Here is a 5,960-nt window from a genome sequence, read left to right as displayed (position 1 = left end):
ACCGCCGTTGACGTTCAGGGTACCGGCCCCGGTCAGGCCGCCTACGGCGGTGGAGGTGCCCCCGGCTGACAGGTTGAGGGTGCCGCCTGCCAGGTCAATCACCCCGCTGTTGGTCAGCAGGCCGCTGGTCAGCACGCCGGGGTCGAGGCGCACGGTGCCGAGGTTGGTCAACGCCCCCACGCTCTGGCTGAAGTTATTGGTATTAAACGTGGCACCGCTGTTCACCGTCAGCAGCGAGGTGGCCCCGAAGGCGGTGTTGCTGCCCAGCAGTACGGTGCCGCCCTGGATCGTGGTGGTGCCAGTGTAATCATTCTGGCTATTACTCAACGTCATTAGGGTGTTATCTGCACCAATGGCCAGATTACCCGTGCCGGTCAATCGAGCTGTCAAGGTGGAATCTGTGGCACCTGCTGACGATAAGGTTAAGGTTTGGCCAGATTGGATATCAGCCTGCGTCAATTGGGTTGCTACGCTCAGGCCAAGATTGCTGTTCAGGCTGTAGTTATAGGTATTTCTGGAGACAACATTCCCCCCTTGCATATAATCGCTGACGGTACCGTTCCCTAGGCTATTCCCCGCGCTATCCAGCAAGGTTAGCTGTGCCAGGTCGGCTGCTGATAAAGTATTCGAACTCTTCACCAGATCGGTATTCACACCATTATCTTGATCGAGCAAGTTGCCTGAGGTTATGCCCGTTGCATCCACTTTTACCGTGCTGGCATCCGTTACGCTCAGCAGATTTGTGGTAATCAGGCTGCCGTTGACAAATTCGCTTGTCCCGCCATTCATGACCACATTACCCACGTTCTGGTTGGTTGCTCCCACGGTAGTGGTGCTTCCTGCAGAAGTTTTTAGCGTGGCGTTGGTTAAGGTATTGGTATTGTTGCCTGAGAGAGAAAATGCCACATTATTGAGGTCAACCGTGCCGGTAAAGGCGGAACCTACTCCTGCACCAAAGTTGAAGGCATTATTACCGTTATTGATGTTCAATAACCCTGTGCCTGTTAAAGCATTATTCAGGGATGGCATAGCATTCAGGTTTAACCCACCTGCGAGCGATATTGCTGCTGTACCGAACTGGTTGGTGTTATTAGCCGTTAAGGTTCCCCCCTGATCCACATTCCATATACCGGCAAAAGTGCTGGCATTTTGTAATGTGACATTACCTTGCGCCAAAACGTTGGCGTTGCCCGTGCCCAGTAACGTTCCGGCAAATAAGCCATTGAAGGTCTGGTTGAAGGCCAAACGGCTGTTGCTATCAAGATTGACATTGCCACCGGAGATATTGGCCGCATCACTCAAGGTCAGATCGGTAGTGTTGAGATTGATATTAGTGAAATTCTGGATACGTGTCGTAGCCACTAATGTATCGGTAGAGGTGTTGAAATTCAGCGTATTATTACCGCCGCCCGCATTAAGGGAGCCCAGGTAGGTATTACCCAGCGTGAGATTATTAAGGGTAAAGATATCGTCACCCGCTCCTGTCACAATGGCGGCGACAGAGGCACCATTATTAATCGTTACGCTATTGTTGCCTGCACCGAGATCGATCAGACCTTGACTGACTGAGGAGGCACTCAACGTTAGGACATCATTACCCGAGCCCGTTGTCAGTGTGCCTGCCAACGTACCATTATTATTAATGGTATTGGTTGCATTATTGGCGAAGACAACAGCCCCATTGATTTGCCCTTGATTGTTCAGTGTTTTACCGGCAGTTCCGGCAAAGTTGATCGCCGTTGCGCCTGAAGCATTAATCTGGGCATTAGCACCAATCGTTGTCGTATTGTTTGTGGCACCATCGTTAATCACCAGGCCGGTCCCACCGCTGTTGGTCACGTTCACCATCAGATTGGCGCTACTAAAATCGACTCCGCCGCCCGTAACATTAATTCCCTTACCAGCTCCTGTAATATTGAGATCCAGGGCTTCAGGGCTCCAACCATCCAATGCGGTATTAGCGGCTGAGACGGCGGTGCCTACTCCTGAGACATTAATCGCGTTCCGTCCATTTGGGCTGCTAGCAAAGGTGACACCGGTAACGTTATCAAAGCCAATGCCATCGACCAGATTGATGTGGGTATTATTCAGGGTCAGGACGGCGTTATCACTTTTGGAAATTGCCTTGCCGCTACCGTTAATATTTATGGTGGTGTCGGTAACGGAATGCGTATCGGTATTAGCAGCAGCAATAGTAATACCGTTGGCGGCATTGCTGGTATTAAGCGTGCCGCCTGTCAAGTTTAATCCGGCATTACCGAGAACGTTGATAGCCGTACCTGCAGAGGCATTAATGATCCCTCCTGTATTATCAACCGTCATTGATTTAATCGCGGTTGAGCTGATGGCGATACCGGCTGTGGTGCTGTTAATTGTGCCATTATTCGCGATACTCACGGCACCTGTACCGTTATGCGTTGCAGAAATACCTGTTGCCGCCGTAATATCGCCCGCAGATCGGAGGTAAATACCACTGGCATTACCCGCGTTTTTGGTGGCTAAAATCCCGGCCCCGGTGGCCTGCAAAATAGACCCCGTCGCCAGGTTGTAAATCACATCCGTAGGTCCGGCAGCGCCATTGTTGATGCCGGTGGTGTTGGTGGTTAAATTGTCAATCGCATTGCCTGAAATGATCCCACCGCCGGTCGCTCGTGCTTGCAGGATAATTTTTGCACCAGAACCAAAACCGGTTAGCGCATCATAACTGCCGATTTGCAAACCCCTATTGGTATTGGTTCCGCTCAACACATCCTGGTTAGAGATTAATTCGAAGGCGGAACCATCGGCAAAGTTATAGGCAAAAGCGCTAGTTCCTGTGTTGGTCAAGTTAGCTGTTGAACTTGTTCTATCAATCTTGACGTCAGCACCGCTGAAAAAATCCATGGTTGCCGTATTATTAGTGGCACTGGAGTTCTGGAAAGAAATCCCACCACCCAAATGGGTGACGTGAAATCTGCCGGTAAATACCAATTTATTGACTTCACCGATTTCCTGGCCTCTATCGTTGACCACCACATCGTTAGCGATATTGCCAAATGTCATCACGCTATTAGTGGCATCGCCATTACCCCCCATGAAAACAAGCTGGGATACACCAAGAAAATTAATATTGTCATAAATCACATTAACGGCTGTACCGGAGCCGTTTACGCTGACCATACTGTAATAGTTGGCTGAATTGATTTGGGACATATTTTGCAGCGTCAAGGTTCGAGTCCCTGAAGACACGAGCAAACCATTGGTGGTGGTATTAGTCACGCTCAAACCATAAAGCCCACCGCCATCAATCACCACATCCCGAGTCGTCATATTGACGGTGACGTTCTGAGTTAGTGGGATGTCGGCCCCCAAAATAACCTTGTCGTAACTCCCACTGCCTAATGCTGTAACAAGCTGAGCCTGGGTAGTAACAGTGATTTCAAGCGCATAGGCGGGGCTGATGCTAAACAACGCCAGGCTGCTTAATGACAGAGCGATGAGGCTTTTTCTTAAATTTTTTTGGTTATGAGCTTTATTGGCAACAGGCAGGTGATTTTCTGTGGTTAAACGGCAGCTACGCTTGTTTTTTGTTTTCCCTTTGGCCAATTCACTGACAACAACCCATGCACTCAACGTTTTATTCCAAATGACTTTATAGACTGTATTCATTGGTAATAGCTCCCATTTACCTATAGACGCTGCCCGGTGATCGGTTGCTTTCTGAAACCCGCATCCCGATAATAGTGATAAAAATCAGTAGATTATTCTCATCATGTCCCTCGTCGAACTTGACAGTAAGCTCATTTGCCAAAGTGAATAGGGTGAGCTCAGGCTGTCTATTCAATCAATTGACTATAGTGTGGTTTTTGGACAAATTCCTTGCTCTGGTGAAGATAATCATCGAGGCCTAGAGGCACTTTAAGCAGACAGCCGGGGGCTGCAGGTTTTGATGCTGTAGCGCTTCTGCCGCTATACCAAACGGATCGCTATCCCTAATTTTGCAGACAGCTCGGAGGGGGAAATAACGATAGTCAGTTTTCTCTCTTTGCCATAAATGCGATACTTGATACGCCAGTGTTTGGTTCACCGAGCCCGTTACCATCAGTTTTTATCACGCTATTGGGTGTTTTGATGCCCAATGCAGACAGACTCTTGGGCCGTTGTCGTTTTATCCTCATTTTCAAGCAGGCAATCTATGGAAGGGCTGTTGTTAGGTCCCGAATTACTCGGGATACTGTTTTTCGTGGCGATGTTTGCCGGGTTTATTGATTCCATTGCCGGTGGTGGCGGGTTACTGACCGTTCCCGCTCTGTTAGCCGTAGGGATGCCGCCAGCGCAGGCGTTAGCCACTAATAAACTGCAGTCGGTAGGAGGATCGTTTTCCGCCAGCCTGTATTTTATCCGCCGCCGGGCGGTTGCTCTAAACGATCAGAAACTGACAATCTTCCTGACGCTGATCGGCTCGGTTATCGGTGCGCTGCTGGTGCAGCATATGCGTGCTGATGTGCTGCGCCAGATGTTGCCGGTGCTGGTGATCGGGATTGGTATTTATTTCCTGTTAACCCCACGGCTAGGGGAAAGCGATCGCCATCGCCGCTTGGGCGCGCTGCCATTCGGGTTGATTGCTGGTGGGGTTATCGGTTTCTACGATGGTTTTTTTGGCCCGGGAGCCGGTTCATTTTACGCACTGGCCTATGTGACTCTATGCGGTTTTAACCTCGCCAAATCCACAGCTCATGCCAAGGTGCTGAACTTTACCTCGAATCTGGGCAGCCTGGTGCTGTTTATCATTGGTGGTAAAGTGGTATGGAGCATCGGCCTGGTAATGCTGGTCGGCCAGGTAGTTGGCGCGCGTATGGGGGCACACATGGTGCTGACTAAGGGCCAGAAACTGATCCGGCCAATGATCGTGGTGGTTTCGCTGATCATGAGCTGTAAACTGTTGTACGACAATCACGGTGCAGAAATCCAGCAGTGGCTGGCGTTGCATTTTTAACAGGCCAAAAGAGCGGCACGCGGTAAAATATCAGGTATAATTGCCGCTTTAATTTTGTGGTTATTTGAGTTTTTTATGCCAGACACCCATCAATATTCACAGCTGATTGACGTTTTTAACCAGTGCTTCAGCGACGATTACAATACGCGCCTGGTGAAAGGCGATGATGAACCAATTTATCTGCCAGCGGATGAAGAATTGCCCTACAACCGTGTTGTCTTTGCTCATGGTTACTATGCCAGCGGCATGCATGAAATTTCCCACTGGTGTATTGCCGGGGCCGAGCGCCGTAAACGGGTGGATTTTGGCTACTGGTATTGCCCAGACGGGCGTGATGCCAAGACGCAGAGCGAATTCGAAGCGGTAGAAATCAAGCCGCAGGCGCTGGAGTGGATGTTCTGTGTCGCCGCCGGTTTCCCGTTCAACGTCAGTTGCGACAATCTCAACGGTGATTGCGAACCGGATCGCATCACTTTCCAACGCAAAGTGCGCACCCGCGTACTGGAGCTGTTAGAGCAGGGAATACCCCCACGGCCTGCGCGCTTTATTCAGGCGCTACAATCGTTCTACAATACGCCCCCGCTGGCGGTTGAGCATTTCCCTTACCCGGAAGATCTCTAAGGTTACGCCCATTTTTTATTGAGGACGTTTGATGATCGAAGAATTCGAAGCGCGTATTCTGGCGCTGATTGATGATATGGTAGAACACGCCAGCGATGATGAACTGTTTGCCGGTGGTTACCTGCGCGGTCACCTGACGCTGGCAGTGGCTGAAGCCGAAGCACACGCTGAACAGAGCACCGAACAGCTTAACCTGTGGGTGCAAAGCAGCCTGGAAAAAGCGATCGCTGCCGGTGAGCTTTCTCCACCAGACCAGGTATTGGTGCTGGGTATGTGGCAAAGGCTATATCAAGCGGCGCTCCCAACGGCTTGATTTTTAGGGTTCAGCAGGCTGCTGACAAAGCTAGGGTGTGTCCCGTAATTA

General features: G+C 50.3%; 4 protein-coding genes. 3 read left to right on the top strand and 1 reads right to left on the bottom strand.

Going from position 1 to position 5,960, the window contains the following annotated elements; translation table 11 throughout:
* A partial coding sequence (locus tag IV04_RS24190) for an ESPR-type extended signal peptide-containing protein (RefSeq protein ID WP_037441781.1) occupies positions 1-3,648 on the bottom strand: 3,648 nt, incomplete at its 3' end.
* 526 nt (positions 3,649-4,174) lie between these two features.
* Here IV04_RS24190 and IV04_RS24185 point away from each other — a divergent pair.
* From IV04_RS24185 to IV04_RS24175, 3 genes are all read left to right on the top strand, one after another.
* Positions 4,175-4,975, top strand: a complete 801-nt coding sequence (locus IV04_RS24185; protein ID WP_037404335.1) for a sulfite exporter TauE/SafE family protein — start codon at positions 4,175-4,177, stop codon at positions 4,973-4,975.
* 75 nt (positions 4,976-5,050) lie between these two features.
* Positions 5,051-5,596, top strand: a complete 546-nt coding sequence (locus tag IV04_RS24180; RefSeq protein WP_037404334.1) for an elongation factor P hydroxylase — start codon at positions 5,051-5,053, stop codon at positions 5,594-5,596.
* A gap of 31 nt (positions 5,597-5,627) precedes the next feature.
* A complete protein-coding gene (locus IV04_RS24175) occupies positions 5,628-5,909 on the top strand; it encodes a YfcL family protein (protein WP_037404332.1) in 282 nt (93 codons plus the stop codon).
* Positions 5,910-5,960 lie beyond the last annotated feature (51 nt).

The organism is Serratia sp. Ag1 (assembly GCF_000743355.1).
Classification (GTDB): Bacteria; Pseudomonadota; Gammaproteobacteria; order Enterobacterales; family Enterobacteriaceae; genus Chania.
This window is presented reverse-complemented; position numbering and strand designations above follow the sequence as displayed.